The sequence below is a fragment of the Nonomuraea roseola genome, from assembly GCF_039535395.1.
Classification (GTDB): domain Bacteria; phylum Actinomycetota; class Actinomycetes; order Streptosporangiales; family Streptosporangiaceae; genus Nonomuraea; species Nonomuraea roseola.
Map to the genome: position 1 here is coordinate 50069 of NZ_BAAAXC010000009.1, position 17887 is coordinate 67955.

The following is a 17887-nucleotide window of genomic DNA, read 5'->3' on the forward strand; positions in this document are numbered from 1 at the left end:
ACCAGGAGAACCGCTCGCTGGAGCGGTGCGCGACTCCGGCACGTTATCCGGTACATCGCCGAAGCTGTCGCCTGGCGGGCGGCATGAGCGCCGCGCCGAAGATCACCGCCCTACGCGGTGGAGGGGTCAGCCTCGCTGCGGCCGCCGACGCCTTCCTCGCCACCCCGCGCATCGCCAACCCCAACACCCACCGCGCCTACGCCTCAGCCATCGACCGCACCATCGACCTGCTCGGCCGCGACCGGCCGCTCGCCGACGTCACCGAGGCCGAGATCGGCGCCGCGCTCACCGAGCTGTGGGGCCGATGCGCGCCGGCAGGCGGTCGGCCTGACCCACGGAGGCTTCTACAAGCAGTTCGCCTCCAAGGAGGCGCTCATCGATGAGGCCACCACCCATGCCTTCGACGAACTCACCCAGCGCCATACGGCCGCGCTCGAACAGCACACCGGACGACTCGACGCCGCCCAGCAGGCGCTGATCGACGCTTACCTGTCCGTCGAGCACCGCGACAATCCCGCAGACGGCTGCCCCGTCGCCGCGCTCGTCAGCGACATGGCGCGCGAACCCGGCAACCTCGAGGCCCACCGCGTCTACACCGAGGGCGTCAGCGACTTCGCCGACTGGCTCGCCACCGAAGACCAGGACGGCATCATCCGGCTGTGCAGCATGCTCGGCGCACTCCTCCTGGCCCGCGCCACCAAAGACTCCCCCCTGTCGGAGGAGATCCTCACCGCAGCCCGCGCGGCCCTGACCGCGACCGCCTGATCCGTCACGTGAGGTTCCGCCTGCCGATGGCCGGCCTCCTCGTTCGCCCAACGGTCCGTCCCGAGAACGCCCGGTATCTTGAGCTGCCCTGCGCTCGATTGTCTTCGGCGTTCCCGCGCGACCCTCAGGTCATTTCAGGCCGTCGAGGAAGATCTTGGCCACCTTCGTCAGGGCCGGTGTCGCGACTGCCGACTCGAAGAACGGTGCCCGGTAGCCGGCGGCGTCGACGAGGCCGCCTCCGGTTGTCGTCCCCCGGAACGCGACCTCGACCGTTTGGTCGCCGACCAGGACCTTGACGAGGATCTCCATCATGGGGGGCGCGCTCTTGTCGTAGAGCTTGGTGGTGCTGGAGAGCACGACGAACGCCTTCTCGCCGAGCCCGGAGAGCTCCTGGCGGGGCTCGTACACGATGTGGAGGCGACCGTCGGCGATGCCGCCCTTGTCGCGGTAGCGGTCGTACTTCTTGGCGTCGCGATCGAACTGGAACTTCGACCCGGCGTCGCCCCCACCCCAGCGGACCACGCGGATGTCCAGTTGGCCTCCGCGAGCGGTGAATTCATCCCCAGGTCGGTGCTTGACGGCCTCCTTGACCGCCCAGGTGCAGGTGGTCTGCTTGATCCTGCCGTCGTTGGTACGGACGGACGGTCCGCCGGCGGCGGGGAAGAACGCCGACTCGATCTGTTCGGCGGTGACGATGCCGCAGGGCCCGGTGAGCTTCACCTTGTCGGCACTCTTGGCCATCTCGGCCGTGATGAGCTCGGCGACCTTCCCGGCCGCGGCCCGCGTCTCGTCGCCAGAGGGGTACTTGGCGCCGGTTCGGTTGTCGCCGCCATAGGTGACCTTGATCAGCCAGGGGCCCTGCCGGACGAACACCTCCGCCTTGAGGCCGTTCATCCCGATGGAGGTCTGGCTGTAGGAGGCGTCGCCATGCTCCAGCGCCTTGAGCTCGCCGAACGCCGAGCCCGAGGTCCTGCCGTCGATCCGCTTGCCGTTGCGGACGTTGACTCGCCGCTCGTGCGCTTTCTTGTCCCGGTCGAAGCGATCTGTGGTGTATTCGACGGCGCTGACCGCCTCTGCGCTCTTGGCTTCCACGGAGATGCTCAGCGCGCGATACCCGAGGACGCCGTCGCCGACGTCCATCTTGCTGTTCGTCCAGCTGCAGGCCGCCCGCTTCTCGGTGTCGGTGGCCGCCGCGGTCGATGCGTCCTTCCCGCCGTATCTGGCGTCGGCGACCAGGCTCTTACGGAGGTCGTCCGGTACGGCGGCGCAGAGCTGGTCGCCAGTGATCGCCCGGAGTTTCACCGCCTCGATGGTCTTCGCCTCCTTGGCCGTGGGCGACCGGACCGGAGTGCCCCGGCCGGAGGTCGGGTTCGCGGGCGGGGCGGCTTCGTCACGGCTCAGGAGCAGCCAGGCCCCTGCCAGTCCGCCGACCAGGACGACGCCGAGCACGACGAGGACGGCGATCAGCGGCCCCTTCCCTCCCCTTCCGTCGCCGTTTCGCTGAGGAGGAGACCACTGCCCTCCGGGCCCGCCCTGCGGGTGGGGCGGCTGCCCGCCGGGACCGGGAGGCCACCGTACGCCCGGTCCTGTCCCGCCTGGTGCCGGTCCATCCTGGGCGGAGGGCGGGAAGCCGCCGGAAGGCCAGGACGGCGCGGCGTGCCGGCCGCCCTGATATCCGGGCGCGCCGGACCCGTGGGACGGCGGGTGAGGGGTGGACATCGGCGAACCTCCAGAGCGGGCAGGCCTGCCGCCCCTGAGATGACAGGCATACGACGGGAAGGCGTGCTTCGCCCTTTGCGCCCCCGACGCGAGCCTACGGACGACGGGAACGCGGGAGTGTCAGGCGAACGCCTCTCACCGCGATTACGGTTTGGTCAATCGTTAGGATTTGTCCGAACGAAATCGACGGGAGCGAGGTGACGGGGTGGCGCAGGAGGCGATGCGCCAACTGGTCCGCTTCGGCCGCCAGTACGCGGCCGTCATGCGTCTGGTGACGCTGGTTCCGATCTGCGCGATCGCGCTGTTCCGCTCCGCTCCCGGCAATCTCGCGCCCACCGCCCTCGTCGTCGCCGTCGCGGCGGCCTGGACCTGTGGTTACGCGTGGTGGCTCGGCAGGGGCCTGGGGAGCGTCCCGGTCGTCCTCGACGTTCTCGTCCTGCTGGGGCTGGCCGCGTGCGTCTGGTGGACGGACGCGATCGAGGACACCAACACCGGCTGGCTGCGCCTGCTGGTCCTCTTCATGTGCGTCACCTGCCAGTGGCACACGCCGGTGCTGGTGGGCGCCGCCGCGGCGCTGGCGGCCGGGGGCGGGACGGTGCTCGTCGTCGCCGCGGCGGGCGCGGACGCCAGCGTGATCCGAGGGCTGCTGTGGGCGCCGGCGGCCGCCGCGCTTTCCCGGGTGGCCTGGACGCTCCTGCGGCGGGCCGCCCACCGGGCCGACCTGGCGGCCGACGAGGCCGCGCGGGCGCGCGGCCAATCGCTCCTGGCCGCTGCCGTCCGCGCCGAGGAACGCGAGTTCGCCAACGCCCTGCACGACACGGCGGCGACGACCCTGCTGATGGTCGGCATCGGACAGGTGCGCTCCGACGCCGGCTGGCTGCCCGCTCAGGCCCGCAGGGATCTCGACAGGCTCGCCTCGGGCGACAGCCCGGCCCACGTGCACGCCGATGTCGTGGAACTGCTGCGCGCCGGTCTCGACGCGGTGCCGCTGACCGTGGAGTTCGACGCTCCCGAGGAGTTGCGCCTGCCGTACGACGTCGCGCGCGCGCTCGCCGATGCGGCGGGAGAGGCGCTCACCAACGTGCGCCGGCACGCGGATACGACCCGGGCGACCGTACGGCTGCGTGGCGACTCGCGAGCGCTGCGGCTCGACATCGCCGACAGAGGAAGGGGATTCTCCCCGGCGGAGGTGCCGGCCACCAGGTACGGCCTGCGCGAGTCCGTCCATGGCAGGATGACCCGCATCGGCGGCACGGCCACGATCACCTCCGCCTCCGGCGAGGGCACCCTGGTACGGCTGGAGTGGCGCGCCGGTGACGGCTGACCTGTTCGAGGCCGCGTTACGGCACGGCCTGCGGATCGCGACGCTTCTCGCCGCCTCGGCGATCGTGTTCGGGCTCGGGATGGCGAACCTGCTGCGCCACATGGACCGCTACGAGCCCGCGCTCGCGCAGTTCGGCGCCATGGCGGCGCTCGGGGCCTTACTCGCGGGCGAGGCGGCCCTGCTCGTCCTGGGAAGATCGTGGCACCGGCTCCGCGGGCTCGCCATCACCGTCGTGCTCGGCGCGTCGGCCCTGTCGTACGCGGCCCTGCCGGACAGACGCACCTCGACCGAGATCGACTGGGTGTTCGGCGCCGCCAACTGGGTGGGCGTCGTCGTCCTGCTCGATCGGCCGCTGCGCTCCTGCGTGGCGTTCCTGCTGGCCCACGAGCTCCTTGCCCTGCTGCACCTGCTCGTCTTCGATCACCCCACCCAGCAGGCGCTGGCCCGGTTCGCCACCGGTTCGGTGAGCGTGGTGGGCTTCCCGCTGTGCGTGGCGGTGATGGCGGCGATCCTGCACCGTCTCGGCGCGGTGGCGGCGGCCGCGCACCTGGAGATCGAGCGAGTACGGGTCTCCGAGGCCGGTACGGCCAAGGCGCACCGGCGCAGGCTGCGGCGGTACGGCGAGCTGTCAGTGGCCACGATTCCGCTGCTGGAAGGGCTCGCCGACGGATCGCTCGACCCAGGGGATCCGCAGGTTCAGCGGCGCTGCGCCATTGAGGCGGCCCGGTTGCGGCGGCTGTTCGCCGAGGCCGACTCCGTCGCCGACCCTCTGCTGCACGAGTTGCGTCACTGCGCCGACGTGGCCGACCGCAAGGGTGTCGCGGTGGAACTGGACGCACGCGGGCAGTGGCCGGTGCCGCCCGTGGCCGTACGGCGCGATCTTACCGAGGCGGTGCTGACTGTGCTGGCCACAGCCACCTCACGGGCACGGGTCACCGTCGTGGGCGATGCGGACCTGGTGTCGGTCAGCGTCGTCGCCGACTGCGACGAGGTGACGGCGCCGAACCCGGTCTCGACCGGTGTCCGAGTCGAGGCGTTGCGCCACGACGACATGGTCTGGATGGAGGCCCGATGGCAGCCGACGAGCTGATCACTGCCGTGATCGTGGACGATCACGCGGCCATCGCCGCCGGAGTCGGCAGCTGGTGTGCCCACGCCGTACCGCCCATCGGCCTCATCGACGCCGGAGACCGGCTCGCCGACGTCTGGACCGGGCCGGGCGCCGCCGCCGATGTTGTGATCTTCGATCTGGAGCTGGTGCCCGGTCTGCCGAACTTCGGGGAGCTTCGCAGGCTGGTCGACATCGGCAGGCGCGTGATCGTGTACTCACAACACACGGAAGACGCCATCGCCATCAAGTGCGTCGATCTCGGCGCGCTCGCCTACCTGACCAAACGGGAGGGGCCGGAGCACCTGGTCCCCGCCATCAGGGCGGTCGCGCGGGGCGAGCCGTACACCACGCCCTCGCTTTCAGGGGCGTTCATCGCGGACACCGCCGCCGACCGGCCTCGGCTGTCCCAGCGGGAGGTCGAGGTGCTGAGGGCGTGGTTCGTCTCCTCCTCCAAGGAGCTCGTCGCGGCCAAGCTCAACATCGCCGCCAAGACCGTCGACACCTACATCACACGGGTGCGGGTGAAGTACGCCAATGTGGGACGGAGCGCCCGCACCAAGAGCGAACTGGTCAGCCGCGCCCTCGACGACGGGCTCATCACGCTCGCCGAGCTCAACCAGACGGAGACCTCGTTGTAGGGCGTTCGCCGGACATCGGTACGCCCGAGATCTCCGTAGGGTGGTGGTCTGCCGCGGCCATGTCGCGCGGATACGGGGCAACGGGTATCCCCTCTACTCGGGGACGAACGTAAGAGCGATGGGGGAGATTTGCTGTTCGGCGTCGGTCTGCACGATGGGTGCGTTCACGATCGCCCGCGGGTTCGGTGAGGACCCGTTCGTGAGGTGCCCGACTGGTTCTGGCCGGTGTCGCGGGGGCGCCGCCGGGCGGTAACGGCGCTTGAGGCGTAGGCGCTCCGCGCCGACTCACCGTCGAAACGGCCGCCCTTCCGGCCTGCCCCCATGAGCGGACGTCTCCTTTCCCGCTCCCGGCGCAGAGATTCGCATCGGCCATCGATATGACAGGGAGCCCTGATGGGACTGGAGATCAAAATCCTGGGGCCGTGCGAGATCGCGGCGAACGGCGAGCCGGCCGTGCTGGCCGGTGAGCGGCGGGTCGGGGTTCTGACCAGGCTGGCACTGAGTGCTGGGCAGCCGGTTTCCGCGGAACAACTGCTTGCCCAGGTGTGGGGCGAGAGCACGGCAACGACGGCGGGTAAGCAGCTGCACATCGTGGTGTCGAAACTTCGCGGCTTGCTCTCACCGCACCAGGGCGAGGACATCATCGCGACCGTCTCCGGCGGGTACCGGTTGAACCTCCCCCGTGAGCGCATCGACGTCCACCTGTTCTCGCTCCTGGCCCGCCGGGCACGTGCCGCGAGGGCACAGGGGGAGGTCGCGACGGCGGACGGGCTGTTCCAGCGCGCTCTGGCCCTGTGGCGAGGGGATGCCCTGGCCGGCATGACAGCCTCGTGGGCCGAGGCCGAGTCGGCTCGCCTGGAAGAGGAGCGCCTGACCACGCTGGAGGACCACGTGGACCTGCGCCTGGCAGCCGGTGATCACTACGCGGTCGTACCGGTGCTCACCGCCCACGTCGAGGCCAACCCGCTGCGGGAACGTCCGCGCGCCCAGCTGATGCTCGCGCTGTACCGGGCCTCCCGCCCCTCGGAAGCGCTCTCCGTGTACCGGGAGACGCGCCGCGCCATGGCCGATGAGCTGGGTATCGAACCAGGAATGACACTGCGCCGGCTGCAGCAGGCGGTGCTCCGGCGAGATCCCGCGCTCGACCTCGACGCCCCGGCACAGCGAGCCACGCTCAGCAAGCCTGTCATCCCCACCGAACTCCCCGCCGACATCCCGGCGTTCACCGCGCGCGCCACGGAGATCGCATGGCTGCGCAGGACGCTCACCGATACCCGGCCCGGGCTGCCTGCCGTCGCCGCGGTGCACGGTCCCGGTGGGGTCGGCAAATCCGCACTTGCCGTTCACGTCGCGCACGCCGTCGCCGATCGCTTCACCGACGGCGTCCTCTACGTCGACCTGGGCGCCGCCACCGCTGGGCTCCAGCCACTGCCGCCGTACGAGGCCCTCGGCCGGCTGCTGCGCTCACTCGGGCTTGACGGCGCCGCCATACCGTCCACCCTGGACGAGGCCGCTGCCCGCTACCGCTCGCTGACCTCGACGCGTCATCTGCTGGTCGTCCTCGATAACGCGCTCGACGCCGGGCAGGTCCGGCCTCTCGTCCCCGCAGGGCCCGCATGCGCGGTGATCACCACCAGCCGCCGGATCATGGCCTCGCTCGACAGCACGAGTCATCTCGAGCTCACCGGGCTCGACCACGCCGACGCCACCGCACTGTTCCGCCGCATCGCGGATCCCGGCCGGGTCCGCGGCGAGCAGGAAGCGGCGCAGCAGATCGTCCGGCAGTGCGGCGGCCTCCCCCTCGCGCTCCGCATCTCGGCGGCACGCGTGGCTGCCCGGCCCGATCGGGCACTGTCCTGCCTGGCCGATCAGCTCACCGACCCCGACCGCCGCCTCGACGCCCTCGAACATGCCGATCTGGCCATCCGCCACAGCATCGCGGTCAGCCTCCAGCACCTGCCGAGAGAACCCGCGGGTCACGACGCCTCCCACGCGTTCCTCAAGCTCGGGTTGATGGAAACCCCCATCCACACGGCGGCCGGCACCTCCGCTCTCACCGGCTGGCCGGAACGCAGGGCGGAAGCCGCGCTCAACCACCTCCTAGATGCTCGCCTCCTCGTATCCGCCGGGCCCGGCCGCTACCGGATGCACGACCTGATCCGCCTCTTCGCCCGCGAGCAGGCCGCCCGTCACCTGTCCGGACCCGTGCACGCCGCCGCGGGTTCCCCCACTACCTGGCGAAAGCCGGAAACGCTTCCCTGACGCGAGGGCCGGCGCATGGGCGCCAATCAGGTGGCGGCCCCCCCGGCCGCACATCTGGAACGGCAAGGGGGGCAACACGTTTGGCCCGGCCACCCCCATCGGGCCCGGCTGGACACCGTACATCTAGCGTCTGAATCGTCCTGTGCGGCGTGAGCTCTCGCGCCCCCTCCGAAACCGCTCAGCTCTGGTGGGGAGAAGCTGGACCTCGTCGTGGCCCACGATGCCCCCCGCCCCAGGCCCGATCAAGCACTTCACACGTCGTCAGGGGTCCGGTGATCGGGTCCAGCCGTCGGTGCCGAGCACGATGCGGATGGCCGCCCTGGTAAGCGGCTCAAGAGCGGCCTGGTCGACCTTGTCGAGGGTGTCGGCCGAGTCGAACAGGTACATCGGCGCCGCGAGGAAGTGCACCAGCGGCACCTTCTCGGGAAAGAAGAACGCGCCGTCCGTGAGCGGCATCGGGTCGAAGATGTCGGGCCGTACGACGAACGACCGGCGCAGGTCCTCGGCGACGAGCGTGTCATGGACCAGCCTCTCCAACCGGGGATCCTGGGTGGTGAACCACCAGCGGGGCTCGGGATCGGCGGTCGGCACCAGGACGCCGTCGACGATCTCGCACCGCAGGGCGGCGTGCTCCAGGTGCAGCTGGAGCACGACCTCGCCGAGGAGGTCCCTGTTGGCGGCGATGAAGGCCCTGGTGCCGGCCGCGTGGGCCATGTGCCCCGCCGTGAGCAGGAACAGCAGGTTGTGCGGCCGCCGCTCCCGCGGCACCTGAGACCAGTACAGGGCGGCGGCCAGCACGAGCGCCACGCCCGAGGCGTCCTCCACCGCCGAGGCCCAGGGCGCGTCGTGGTGCGACCCGATGATCACCCACTGGTCGGAGCGGCCTGGCAGCACGCCGGTCACGTTGTGCGACACGGCCGGCCGTACCTCCGCCTCGACGCTGAGCGTCGCGGTGCACGGGCCCTCGGACATGAGGGCGAGCAGCCTGCGGGAGTCGTCGCGCGACAACCAGACCGCGGGGATCGGCCGGCGGACCGCGTCGTAGGGCACGTAGTGGTCGCGGCTCTCCCACGGCATGCCGGTGAAGGCGCCGACGAATCCCGCGGCGCCGGCCTCGATCGCCGCCCCGAGGCCGGCCATCGCGTCCAGGTCCATGGGCAGGATCTGTTCGAGGTGGTCGAAGACGCCCTCGGGATCGTAGAACGACGTCGCGGCCTCACGCAGCAACGCCTGGGGGAGCCGGCCGAGCGCGCACTCCTTCACCACGATCGCCCCGCGCTCGGGCGCGCGGGCCAGCGGCGCCGTCACCCGCGCCTTCTCCATCGTGTACGGCAGCGCGAACGCCGCCACCTCGACGACCGTGGCCGGGTCGGCGTCGAGGTGGGCCCGCAGCGTGGCGCCGACCGGGTGCCAGGCTTCCAGCTCGACCGGCGGCAGCCGTACGTCCCGCAGCCCGAAGTCCGCGAACAGCCCGGCGGCCCACTCCGCCACCCTGTCGTCGGCCGGATACCCGGGGCGGCGGACGCCTTCCGCGACCACCGTCTCGATCCACTCCATCATCTGGGCCGCACTGGGCACGATCACGAAAGAGCCTCCTGACGTCGTTCGGCGAGCTCGGCCGCGACCCGCTCCGACAGTTCCCTGGTCACGGGGTAGGCGAGGAAGATCGCAGCGCCGGCCAGCAGCACCGCGGCAGGCAGCAGCGTCATCGCGAAGACGATCCCGTCCAGCGCCTGTTCGCTCTGCCGGGCGCCGCCCACGTAGCCGGTGAACGCGAGCGTGTAGGCCACCATCGCGCCGCCCAACCCAGCGCCCGCCTTCGCGGCGAAGGCGGCCAGCGAGGTGAACGCGCCCTCCGCGCGGTCGCCGAAGCGCCATTCGGCGTAGTCCACGAGCTCGGCGATGGTGGCGTTGGCCGCGGTGAGCGTCGCGCCGCCGCCCACGGCCGTCAGCCCCATCAGGACGAGGACCAACGTGACGTTAGAGTGCACCAGCCAGATCACCACGGACGGCGCAGCCGACAGCAGCAGCGCGCCCAGCAGGGCGGCCTTGAGCCCGATGCGCCGGATCAGCGCCGGCACCAGCAGCGCGCCCAGCATCGTCGGCGGCACCATGGCCAGGGCCGCGATGCTGATCAGCGACCTGTCGCCCACGTTGTAGGTGAAGTAGTAGACGCTGGCGCCGCCGGCCGCGATGGCGGTCGAAGCGCTGAGCTTGGCGGTGACCAGGACCATCGCCGCACGGTTCGTCAGGATCAGCGTGACCAGCCGGCGCAGGCCGTACCGCTGCGGATTCACCGGGCGGACGCGCTCGCGCACCCTGCCCGGCACGATCGCCATGATGGCCAGCGACGCGAGGACCAGGCAGAGGGCCCAGACCTGCCAGCCCGTCCGCTCGTCGGCGAACGAGGAGACCACCGGGATGGTCGCCACGTTGATCACCAGCACGCCGAGGATCCGCCCGAACGTCGACAGCCCCGCCAGGCGCGATCGCTCGGCGGTGTCGGCGGCCATCGTCGGCAGCAGTGAGATGAACGGCAGGTCGACCAGGTCAGCGACGAAGCCCCAAACCAGGTAGGTGACCCAGGCGGCCAGCAGCGGCCACGGCGTCCAGAGGGGAACGAAGAAGACCGAGAGGAAGCTGACGGAGGCCAGGAGCGCGCCGGTGAACAGGTACGGGCGGTAGCGGCCGCCGCGCCTTTCGGGGAGGTGGTCGATCACGTACCCCATGAACGGGTCGCCGACCGCGTCCAGGAGCCTGGCCACCAGGAGCAGCGTGCCGACGGCCGCCGCGGCCAGCCCGACCACGTCGGTGAGGTAGATGAGGATGTAGGAACCGATGGTCCCGCTCAGAAGGTTGATCCCGAAACCGCCGCCGAAATAGGCGAGCCGTTCGCCCCTCGTCGTCTGCCCAGTTAAGACGGCCATGACCGAGCACCTCCGTTGACACGGATACTGTTGGCGGAAAAGATACGGTCGTCCGTACAAATTGGGAAGAGGACGGATGACCGACATCGACTGGGCGCGGCGGCTGGCACTCGAACCCGGCGCTGCCGTACCGCTCTACTACCAGCTGCGCGAGCGCCTGCGCGCGGTGATCGCCGACTGCGCCCCGAACACTCCCATCCCCGCCGAGAAGGACCTGATGAGCTTCGCGGGGGTCAGCAGGGCGACCGCGCGGCGGGCGATCGGCGACCTGGTCCAGGAGGGCCTGCTGGTGGCCAGGCAGGGCAGCGGCACCTACACGGCGCCGCTCGGAGTCGCCTCCGAGCTGGGCGCCAGGCCCGCCGGCTTCACCGAGACGATGGCCAGGCTGGGACGCAAGCCCACCACGCGGGTGCTGGAGGCGAGGCCTCGGCCGTGCCCCGCCGCCGTGGCGCCCGCGCTCGGCCTCGAGGCCGGAGCGGAGATCGTGTTCCTGGAGCGGATCAGGCTCCTCGACGGCGAGCCGTGCATGATCGAGAGCGCCCATCTTCCGTCGGAGCTGGTGCCGGGCATCCTGGACGAGGATCTGACCGGCTCGCTGTACGGGCTGCTGCGGCTCAGGTACGGGCTGAGTCCCGCCTCGGGCAGGGAGACGATCGGCGCGGTCAACGCCGACTACCGCCTGGCCGGGCTGCTTCACGTCCCCATCGCCGCGGCCCTCCTGGCGACCAGCAGGACCACGGCCACCGAGGCGGGACTGCCCCTGGAGTACACGATCCGCCACGCCAGAGGCGACCTGGCCGTCTTCTCCGTCGAGCTCAACGACGCGAAGAACGTCCTGCTCGGCCAGGCCAGGCCATGAGCTCCTTCGGCGAGTGGACGCTCCTCCACGGCCTGCCCGCGTTCTCCTACACCATGGACCAGGAGCGCGACCCGCGCGCGCTGTGGGACCCGATCCTCGACCCGCCGACGCGGCGGCACGTCGTCCACCTCGGGAACCGGCGGATCACCCTGGTCGCCGACAACTTCGGCCGCTGCGACCTGTTCGACGAGCACACCGGGCTGCGCTGGCTGACCCGCGGCACCGGCGTGAGCAGGATCGGCGAGCTGTCCACCGCGGGATCCACGGCCGAGCGCCTGTTCGGGCCGACGTTCGCGGTGGTGCGGGTGGCCGACGAACGCGTGTCGCTCGAGCGCACGGTGCTCTGCCCCGAGGGGGAGCAGCCATGGGTCCTCATCCGGCTGCGGGTACGCAACCTGACCGGCGAGCCGGTACGGCTGGCGCTGACCGAGGAGTGGGAGTCCCGCCCCGCCGACGTCAGGCTGATCAGCGGTCCTGTCCCTGCGGCGGATCCCGGGCTCGAACTGGAGCTGCTGGGCGGAGAAAGGACCAGGTCGGGGCGGCTCACCGTCACACTCGACCTCGAAACCGAGACGATCACGGAGTTCCGCTACGGCCTCCTCAACGAGGGCACCGCCGGATTCGAGGGGGCCGTCGGCATTGAGGGCACCGCCGGCTTGGAGGGCGCCGGCTTGGAGGGCGCCGGCTTCGAGGGGGCCGGCTTCGAGGAAAGCCTGGCGAAGCTTGTCGCGCGGCTGCCGCGGGCGCATGCCGTACAGGCTCCCGAGGCGGAGCGGGAGATCCCGTGGCACGCGGCGCTGCTGACGGGGGGCGCGTGCGCCGACGGCGTGCTCGGCGGCCACACGCTGGACCAGGGCTCGTGCTACTCGTTCAGGCACGGCTTCAACGGGGCCGCGCGTGATCCGCTGCAGCACGCGCTCCCACTCGTGTACACCGAGCCCGACCTGGCCCTGTCCGTGCTGCGCAACACGTGCGCGTGGGGGAGCCCTGACGGGGACCTGCCGTACGCGCTACGGCCGGACAAGTCGCCGTGGACCGACCTGTTCCGGCCGTCCGACCAGAACCTGTGGACGCTGTGGCTCGGAGTGGAGTACCTGGCCGCGACGGGGGACGTGCAGGCGTTCGGCGAGGCCGTGCCGTACCACCCTGTGCACGCCGCGGAGGCGGTGCCTCTCGGAGAGAACCTGCGCCGCCAGTTCCGCTTCTTCGCCGACGTCGTGGGCCGGGGCGAGCACGGGCACGTGCGGATGCTCAACGCCGACTGGAACGACCTGGCGATCTCCATGAGCGGCGTGCCGAGGGAGGAGATGATCGAGCACGGCGAGTCCGTGCTGAACTCGGCGATGGCCGCCTGGGTGCTGCCTCGCTACGCGGCGCTGGCCGAGCGGCTCGGCGACCACGCGACGGGGGCCGAGGCGCGCAAGCTCGGCGAGGAACTGCGGGACCTGGTCGCCGGCGAGTGGAACGGGCGCTGGTTCCGCCGCGCCTACGGTCCCGGAGCCGTGGTCGGCGAGGACGACCTGTGGCTGGAGGTCCAGCCGTGGGCGATCCTCTGCGGCGCCGCCTCGCCCGTGCAGGCCCGCGGGCTGCTGGAGCGGATCGAGGACACGGCCGCCGCGGGATCACCGCTGGGCGCCAGGGTCAGGTGGCCTGCCGCGCAGGGAGCCGACGGCGCGATCTGGTACGCGATCAACATGACACTCGTCTGGGCCGCCGCCGCGCACGCTCCCGAGCTCGGGTGGGCCTGGTGGCGGCGGATGTCGCTGGCCGCGCACGCGGCGGCCTACCCCGACGTCTGGGAGGGCACGCTGTCCGGGCCCGACGCCTACCTGCCGCCAGAGTCGGTCCGCCCGGGCCGCACCTGGGACCTGGCCGGCGTCGGCGTCGCCATGCAGGCCTACCCGGTGGCCAACCTGCACGCGCACGCCCAGCCGTTGCTGGCCTACCTGCGGCTCCTGGGCGTCGAACCCGAGATCTCAGGCGCCCTCCGCATCGGCGGCGGGGCCTCGTTCGAGAGCAGGGTGCTGACCGTCGGCGCCGCACTCCGTGGAGGGACACCGGCATGAGGTGGATCAGGCACGCGATCGAGCTGCTCGGCGAGATCGAACGGACCCAGGAGGAGGCGATCGAGGCCGCGGCCGCGATCGCCGCGCGGGTGATCGGCGGCGGGGGAGTGGTGCACACCTTCGGCACCGGGCACTCCCGGATGGGCGTGGAGGAGATGTTCCCCCGGTACGGCTCTTATCCGGGCTTCCATCCCCTCGTGGAGCTGTCGATGACGTTCTACACGCAGGTCGGCGGGGCGAACGGGATGCGGCAGGCGATGTTCATCGAGCGGGTCGAGGGACTGGCCGAGCAGATCCTGGCCAACTACGAGCTGCGGCCGACCGACGCGGCGATCGTGTTCAGCGTCAGCGGGCTGAACGCGGTCCCGATCGAGATGGCCATGGGGCTGCGCAAGGCGGGCGTGCCCGTGATCGCGGTGACGTCGATGCGGGAGACGAACGCCGTCGAGCCCGGCCACCCGAGCGGGACCCGGCTGGCCGACCACGCCGACGTGGTGATCGACCTCTGCACGCCCGTGGGCGACGCCTTGTGCAGGATCGACGGGCTGACCGAGCCGGTCGGGCCCGGCAGCACGGTGGCCGCCGTCGCCGTGGTCAACGAGATCAAGGTCCGTACGGCCGAGCGGCTGGCCGAGGACGGCCTGGTTCCGCCGGTCATCTCCAGCGCCAAGCTCGTCGGGCCGCGGCGAGCCGAGGAGCTGTTCGAGGCCGCCTATCTGGAGCACGCCCGCAGGGCGGCCGAGGTGCTGAGAAAGCCATGACCGTCCTGGTGGCCGGATCGCACGGCGGCATCGGCAGGGCCTGCGTCGAGGCGGTGGAGGCCACCGGCGGCACGGCGTTCGGCGTCGATCTCGCCGACGGCATCGACATCACCAGGCCCGGCGGCGCCGAGCGGGCCGTCGCCACGGCGGTGGCCGCCCACGGGAAACTCACCGGAGTCGTGCACGCGGTCGGCATGTCCGGCAGGTCGCTGGGTGACGGTGGCATCGCCGACTGCGGCGACGCGGCCTGGAGCGAGGTGCACAGGGTCAACCACGAATCGGTGTTCCGGCTGCTGCGCGCCGCCGTCCCCGTCGTGGAGGAGGGCGGGTCGATCGTGGTGATCGGCTCGGCGCTGGGCACCTCGATCGACGACGACTTCCGTACCGTGGCGTACGCCTCGGCGAAGGGCGCGCTCATCCCGCTGATCAGATCGGCCGCCCGCGAGGCGGCCCCGCGCGGGGTGCGGATCAACCTGATCTCCGCCGGTCTTGTCGCCACCCCGATGAGCCGCCGAGCCCAGGCCGACCAGGCCATCCAGGCCAGGCTCCCCGAGCTCATGCCACTGGGAGCCAGGCTCTGCGCCCCCGCCGACATCGCCGCCGCCGTCTTATGGCTGCTCTCCCCTGCCGCGCACCGCACCACGGGCGCGGTCATCCCGGTCGACGGCGGCTGGCACCTGCGGTGAAGGTGCACGAGGCTCGGCGAGGTGGCGGGGTTCTGGTACCACCCCGGAGAGCTCGTGGCACAGCCAGATAGGTGCGTGTGCGGCCTCAGGTGGTGGCCAGGAGCTCAGCCAGGTCGGCGGGCATGCCGAACGTCCTGGTCACTGCTGCATCCTCGGGTCGTGCGTGGGATCGGCATACATGGGCGGGCAGCCACGATCGACGGCCTCGGGGCGCAGTTCGTAGTGCCATGGTTCGTTGCCGTAGATCTGGCACAGCCCGTAATCGGCACCGTGCTTGGACAGCCACGCGGCGGCATCGAAGGGTCCGATGTCGATCGCATCTCCCGAGACGTGAAGGGAGGTGTCCGCGGTGGCCACCCATCGCGCAGCCTCGTCTTCTGAGCCGTGCTCGGAGACCGCCTCACGACGAAGCTGATTCTGGTACTCCGGTGAACGCCATCCGCTGTTGACCCGAAACTCGACGCCGTCGTCTGCGGCATCCGTCGCAGCTCGGCGGAGGGCCTTGAACAGATCTGGATCGAGGTTGGCCACAGCCGGAATCTCGTCATCGAAGACCGTCACGCCGTCGGGAACGGCACCGTCAGCCTCGCCGACATGGAGGGGTGATGCGGCCGAGGGCGACACTGACTGATAGCCAACGGCTCCGATGAACGCCGTGATGACGACTGCCAGGGCGACGATCACGAGCCTGGGAGTCCGGCGGGTTGCCGCCCGTGCTGGTGCTCTGCTAGCCATGCCTCCAGTCAAGGAAGCGCGGTGTTGCCAGCACGTATGAGATTTTTGATATGCCGACGATATGCTCCGGCTCGTAGTGTCGGAGCATGCGCGTGTTGATCGTCGAGGACGAGCCGTATCTGGCAGAAGCCATCCGCGATGGGCTGCGTCTGGAAGCGATCGCGGCCGACATCGCCGGTGACGGTGATACCGCTCTGGAACTGCTGAGCGTCAACGCCTACGACATCGCTGTCCTCGACCGCGACATTCCCGGCCCCTCCGGTGACGAGGTCGCAGAACGCATCGTCGTTTCCGGTAGCGGCATGCCGATCCTCATGCTCACCGCTGCCGACCGGCTCGACGACAAGGCCTCCGGGTTCGAGCTCGGCGCCGACGACTACCTCACGAAGCCGTTCGAACTCCGGGAACTCGTGCTCAGGCTCAGAGCACTCGACCGCAGGCGCGCCTACAACAGGCCTCCCGTGCGAGAGATCGCAGGCCTGCGGGTGGACCCGTTCCGCCGAGAGGTCTACCGTGACGGCCGGTACGTCGCGCTGACCAGGAAGCAGTTCGCCGTGCTCGAGGTTCTCGTCGCCGCCGAAGGCGGTGTCGTCAGCGCCGAAGAACTGCTGGAACGGGCATGGGACGAGAACGCGGACCCGTTCACCAACGCCGTGCGCATCACGGTATCGGCGCTGCGCAAACGGCTCGGCGAACCCTGGGTCGTCGCCACGGTGCCCGGTGTCGGGTACCGCATCGACACGGCATCCGGCACGGGGGGTGAAGGCGATGACCTTGGATAGGGCACCCGGGTTGAGCGTTCGCCTCAAACTCACCCTCAGCTACGCCGGGTTCCTCATGCTTGCAGGTGCCCTGCTGCTCGCGGCCGTGTGGGTGTTCCTGCTGCGTTACGTACCTGAAGTGATCCACACGCCCGGGTTGTTCGTACCCAACCAGTCCGACCTCCTGCGCGCCTTCGCCCCAGCGGCAACCGCAGTGCTGGTCTTCCTGCTGATGTTCGGCCTCCTGGGAGGATGGATCCTCGCCGGCAGCATGCTCGCGCCCCTGACTCGCATCACCAATGCCACACGCAGGGCCGCGGATGGATCGCTCTCCCACCGGATCGAGTTGGAAGGCCGCAAGGACGAGTTCCGCGAACTCGCCGACGCCTTCGACACGATGCTCACACGGCTCGAAGCGCACATCGCCGAACAGCAGAGATTCGCAGCCAACGCCTCTCACGAGTTGCGCACCCCGCTGGCGATCTCGCAGACACTTCTCGACGTGGCCCGCAACGATCCGAAGCGGGACACCGGCGAACTCGTCGAACGCCTCCACGCCGTCAACGCCCGAGCGATCGACCTCACTGAGGCGCTGCTCCTGCTCAGCCGCGCTGACCAGGGGTCCTTCACCCGCGGACATGTCGACCTTTCCCTGGTCGTAGAAGAGGCCACCGAAACGTTGCTCCCCCTCGCCGAGCAACGTGGAATCGCCCTCGAGGCCTCCGGCGACATCACCCCGACCATCGGATCGCAGGCGCTCCTGCTGCAGATGACCACGAACCTCGTGCACAACGCGATCGTTCACAACCTGCCCGCCCAGGGGGCGGTCTGGGTGAGCACCGCCGTTCACCCCGAGTCCGTCACGCTCACTGTCGAGAACACCGGCAAGAAGCTCTCACCACAGCTGGTCCCCACCCTCACCGAACCATTCCAGCGCGGCACCCAACGCGTACGCGACGACCATGCAGGCGTAGGACTCGGCCTGGCCATCGTCAAAAGCATCACCCAGGCACACGACGGAACACTCACCATCACCCCCCGCCCTGCCGGGGGGCTCCGCATCACCGTCGAACTACCCGCCGCACCACTGACTGATCTCGCGGGTTACTCCTGGCCCCGTTCGTTCCCCTCGCGATGACAATGGCTGTCGAGGAAGGTCGGAAGAACGATGGTCAACCCGCGGCTGCCTTCTGCGCGACAGTTGAACTGCCCCTTGATGGTCGGCAGACGCAAAGCGGCCACCGACGGCAGCGGTTGGGTATCGGGCGGCGAC

At 70.5% G+C, this 17887-nt stretch carries 16 protein-coding genes; 12 read left to right on the top strand and 4 right to left on the bottom strand.

All coding sequences use genetic code 11. The annotated features are described in order from the left end of the window. The first annotated feature begins 83 nt into the window (after positions 1-83). Both ABFX55_RS09630 and ABFX55_RS09635 read left to right on the top strand, forming a co-directional pair. Positions 84-383, top strand: coding sequence for a hypothetical protein (locus ABFX55_RS09630; RefSeq protein ID WP_346119665.1), 300 nt, complete (start codon positions 84-86; stop codon positions 381-383). A 169-nt stretch (positions 384-552) separates the two neighbouring features. After that, positions 553-765, top strand: coding sequence for a hypothetical protein (locus ABFX55_RS09635; protein ID WP_346119667.1), 213 nt, complete (start codon positions 553-555; stop codon positions 763-765). Positions 766-894: 129 nt separating this feature from the next. On the opposite strand, the gene ABFX55_RS09640 is transcribed toward ABFX55_RS09635, so the two are convergent. Further along, positions 895-2214 carry a hypothetical protein gene (locus tag ABFX55_RS09640; protein WP_346119669.1) on the bottom strand — a complete coding sequence of 440 codons (1320 nt, stop codon included), beginning with the start codon at positions 2212-2214 and terminating at the stop codon, positions 895-897. Between the two features lie 490 nt (positions 2215-2704). Between ABFX55_RS09640 and ABFX55_RS09645 the strand changes: the two genes are divergently transcribed. The 4 genes from ABFX55_RS09645 to ABFX55_RS09660 all read left to right on the top strand — a co-directional run bounded on the left by ABFX55_RS09645 (position 2705) and on the right by ABFX55_RS09660 (position 7819). Then, positions 2705-3808, top strand: coding sequence for a sensor histidine kinase (locus tag ABFX55_RS09645; RefSeq protein WP_346119671.1), 1104 nt, complete (start codon positions 2705-2707; stop codon positions 3806-3808). Next, positions 3798-4898 (top strand): hypothetical protein, encoded by a 1101-nt coding sequence (locus tag ABFX55_RS09650; protein WP_346119673.1) that lies wholly within the window; start codon positions 3798-3800, stop codon positions 4896-4898. The genes ABFX55_RS09645 and ABFX55_RS09650 overlap by 11 nt, the downstream gene beginning before the upstream one ends. After that, positions 4880-5557, top strand: coding sequence for a response regulator (locus ABFX55_RS09655; protein ID WP_346119675.1), 678 nt, complete (start codon positions 4880-4882; stop codon positions 5555-5557). The genes ABFX55_RS09650 and ABFX55_RS09655 overlap by 19 nt, the downstream gene beginning before the upstream one ends. A gap of 393 nt (positions 5558-5950) precedes the next feature. Continuing rightward, positions 5951-7819, top strand: a complete 1869-nt coding sequence (locus tag ABFX55_RS09660) for an AfsR/SARP family transcriptional regulator (protein WP_346119677.1) — start codon at positions 5951-5953, stop codon at positions 7817-7819. Between the two features lie 261 nt (positions 7820-8080). Here the strand turns inward: ABFX55_RS09660 and ABFX55_RS09665 are convergent, their stop codons facing one another. Further along, positions 8081-9403, bottom strand: a complete 1323-nt coding sequence (locus tag ABFX55_RS09665; RefSeq protein ID WP_346119679.1) for a M28 family peptidase — start codon at positions 9401-9403, stop codon at positions 8081-8083. Then, positions 9400-10746: an MFS transporter gene (locus tag ABFX55_RS09670; protein WP_346119681.1), complete on the bottom strand. Its 1347-nt coding sequence runs from the start codon at positions 10744-10746 to the stop codon at positions 9400-9402. The genes ABFX55_RS09665 and ABFX55_RS09670 overlap by 4 nt, the downstream gene beginning before the upstream one ends. Before the next feature lie 76 nt (positions 10747-10822). Between ABFX55_RS09670 and ABFX55_RS09675 the strand changes: the two genes are divergently transcribed. Genes ABFX55_RS09675 through ABFX55_RS09690 form a run of 4 tightly spaced genes read left to right on the top strand, consistent with a single transcriptional unit; the run spans position 10823 to position 15118 of the window. Further along, positions 10823-11605 carry a GntR family transcriptional regulator gene (locus tag ABFX55_RS09675; protein ID WP_346119683.1) on the top strand — a complete coding sequence of 261 codons (783 nt, stop codon included), beginning with the start codon at positions 10823-10825 and terminating at the stop codon, positions 11603-11605. After that, positions 11602-13671: a GH36-type glycosyl hydrolase domain-containing protein gene (locus ABFX55_RS09680; protein WP_346119685.1), complete on the top strand. Its 2070-nt coding sequence runs from the start codon at positions 11602-11604 to the stop codon at positions 13669-13671. The genes ABFX55_RS09675 and ABFX55_RS09680 overlap by 4 nt, the downstream gene beginning before the upstream one ends. Beyond that, a complete protein-coding gene (locus ABFX55_RS09685) occupies positions 13668-14432 on the top strand; it encodes a sugar isomerase domain-containing protein (protein WP_346119687.1) in 765 nt (254 codons plus the stop codon). The genes ABFX55_RS09680 and ABFX55_RS09685 overlap by 4 nt, the downstream gene beginning before the upstream one ends. Beyond that, entirely contained in the window at positions 14429-15118 is a 690-nt protein-coding gene (locus ABFX55_RS09690; RefSeq protein ID WP_346119689.1) for an SDR family NAD(P)-dependent oxidoreductase, read from the top strand. Before ABFX55_RS09685 ends, ABFX55_RS09690 begins: the two co-directional genes overlap by 4 nt. 138 nt (positions 15119-15256) lie before the next feature. On the opposite strand, the gene ABFX55_RS09695 is transcribed toward ABFX55_RS09690, so the two are convergent. Then, a complete protein-coding gene (locus tag ABFX55_RS09695; RefSeq protein WP_346119691.1) occupies positions 15257-15802 on the bottom strand; it encodes a M15 family metallopeptidase in 546 nt (181 codons plus the stop codon). A 137-nt stretch (positions 15803-15939) separates the two neighbouring features. On the opposite strand from ABFX55_RS09695, the gene ABFX55_RS09700 reads away from it, so the two are divergent. Beyond that, positions 15940-16635 (top strand): response regulator transcription factor, encoded by a 696-nt coding sequence (locus ABFX55_RS09700; RefSeq protein ID WP_346119692.1) that lies wholly within the window; start codon positions 15940-15942, stop codon positions 16633-16635. A gap of 10 nt (positions 16636-16645) precedes the next feature. After that, positions 16646-17752, top strand: coding sequence for a sensor histidine kinase (locus ABFX55_RS09705; protein ID WP_346119693.1), 1107 nt, complete (start codon positions 16646-16648; stop codon positions 17750-17752). The last annotated feature ends 135 nt before the right edge of the window (positions 17753-17887 follow it).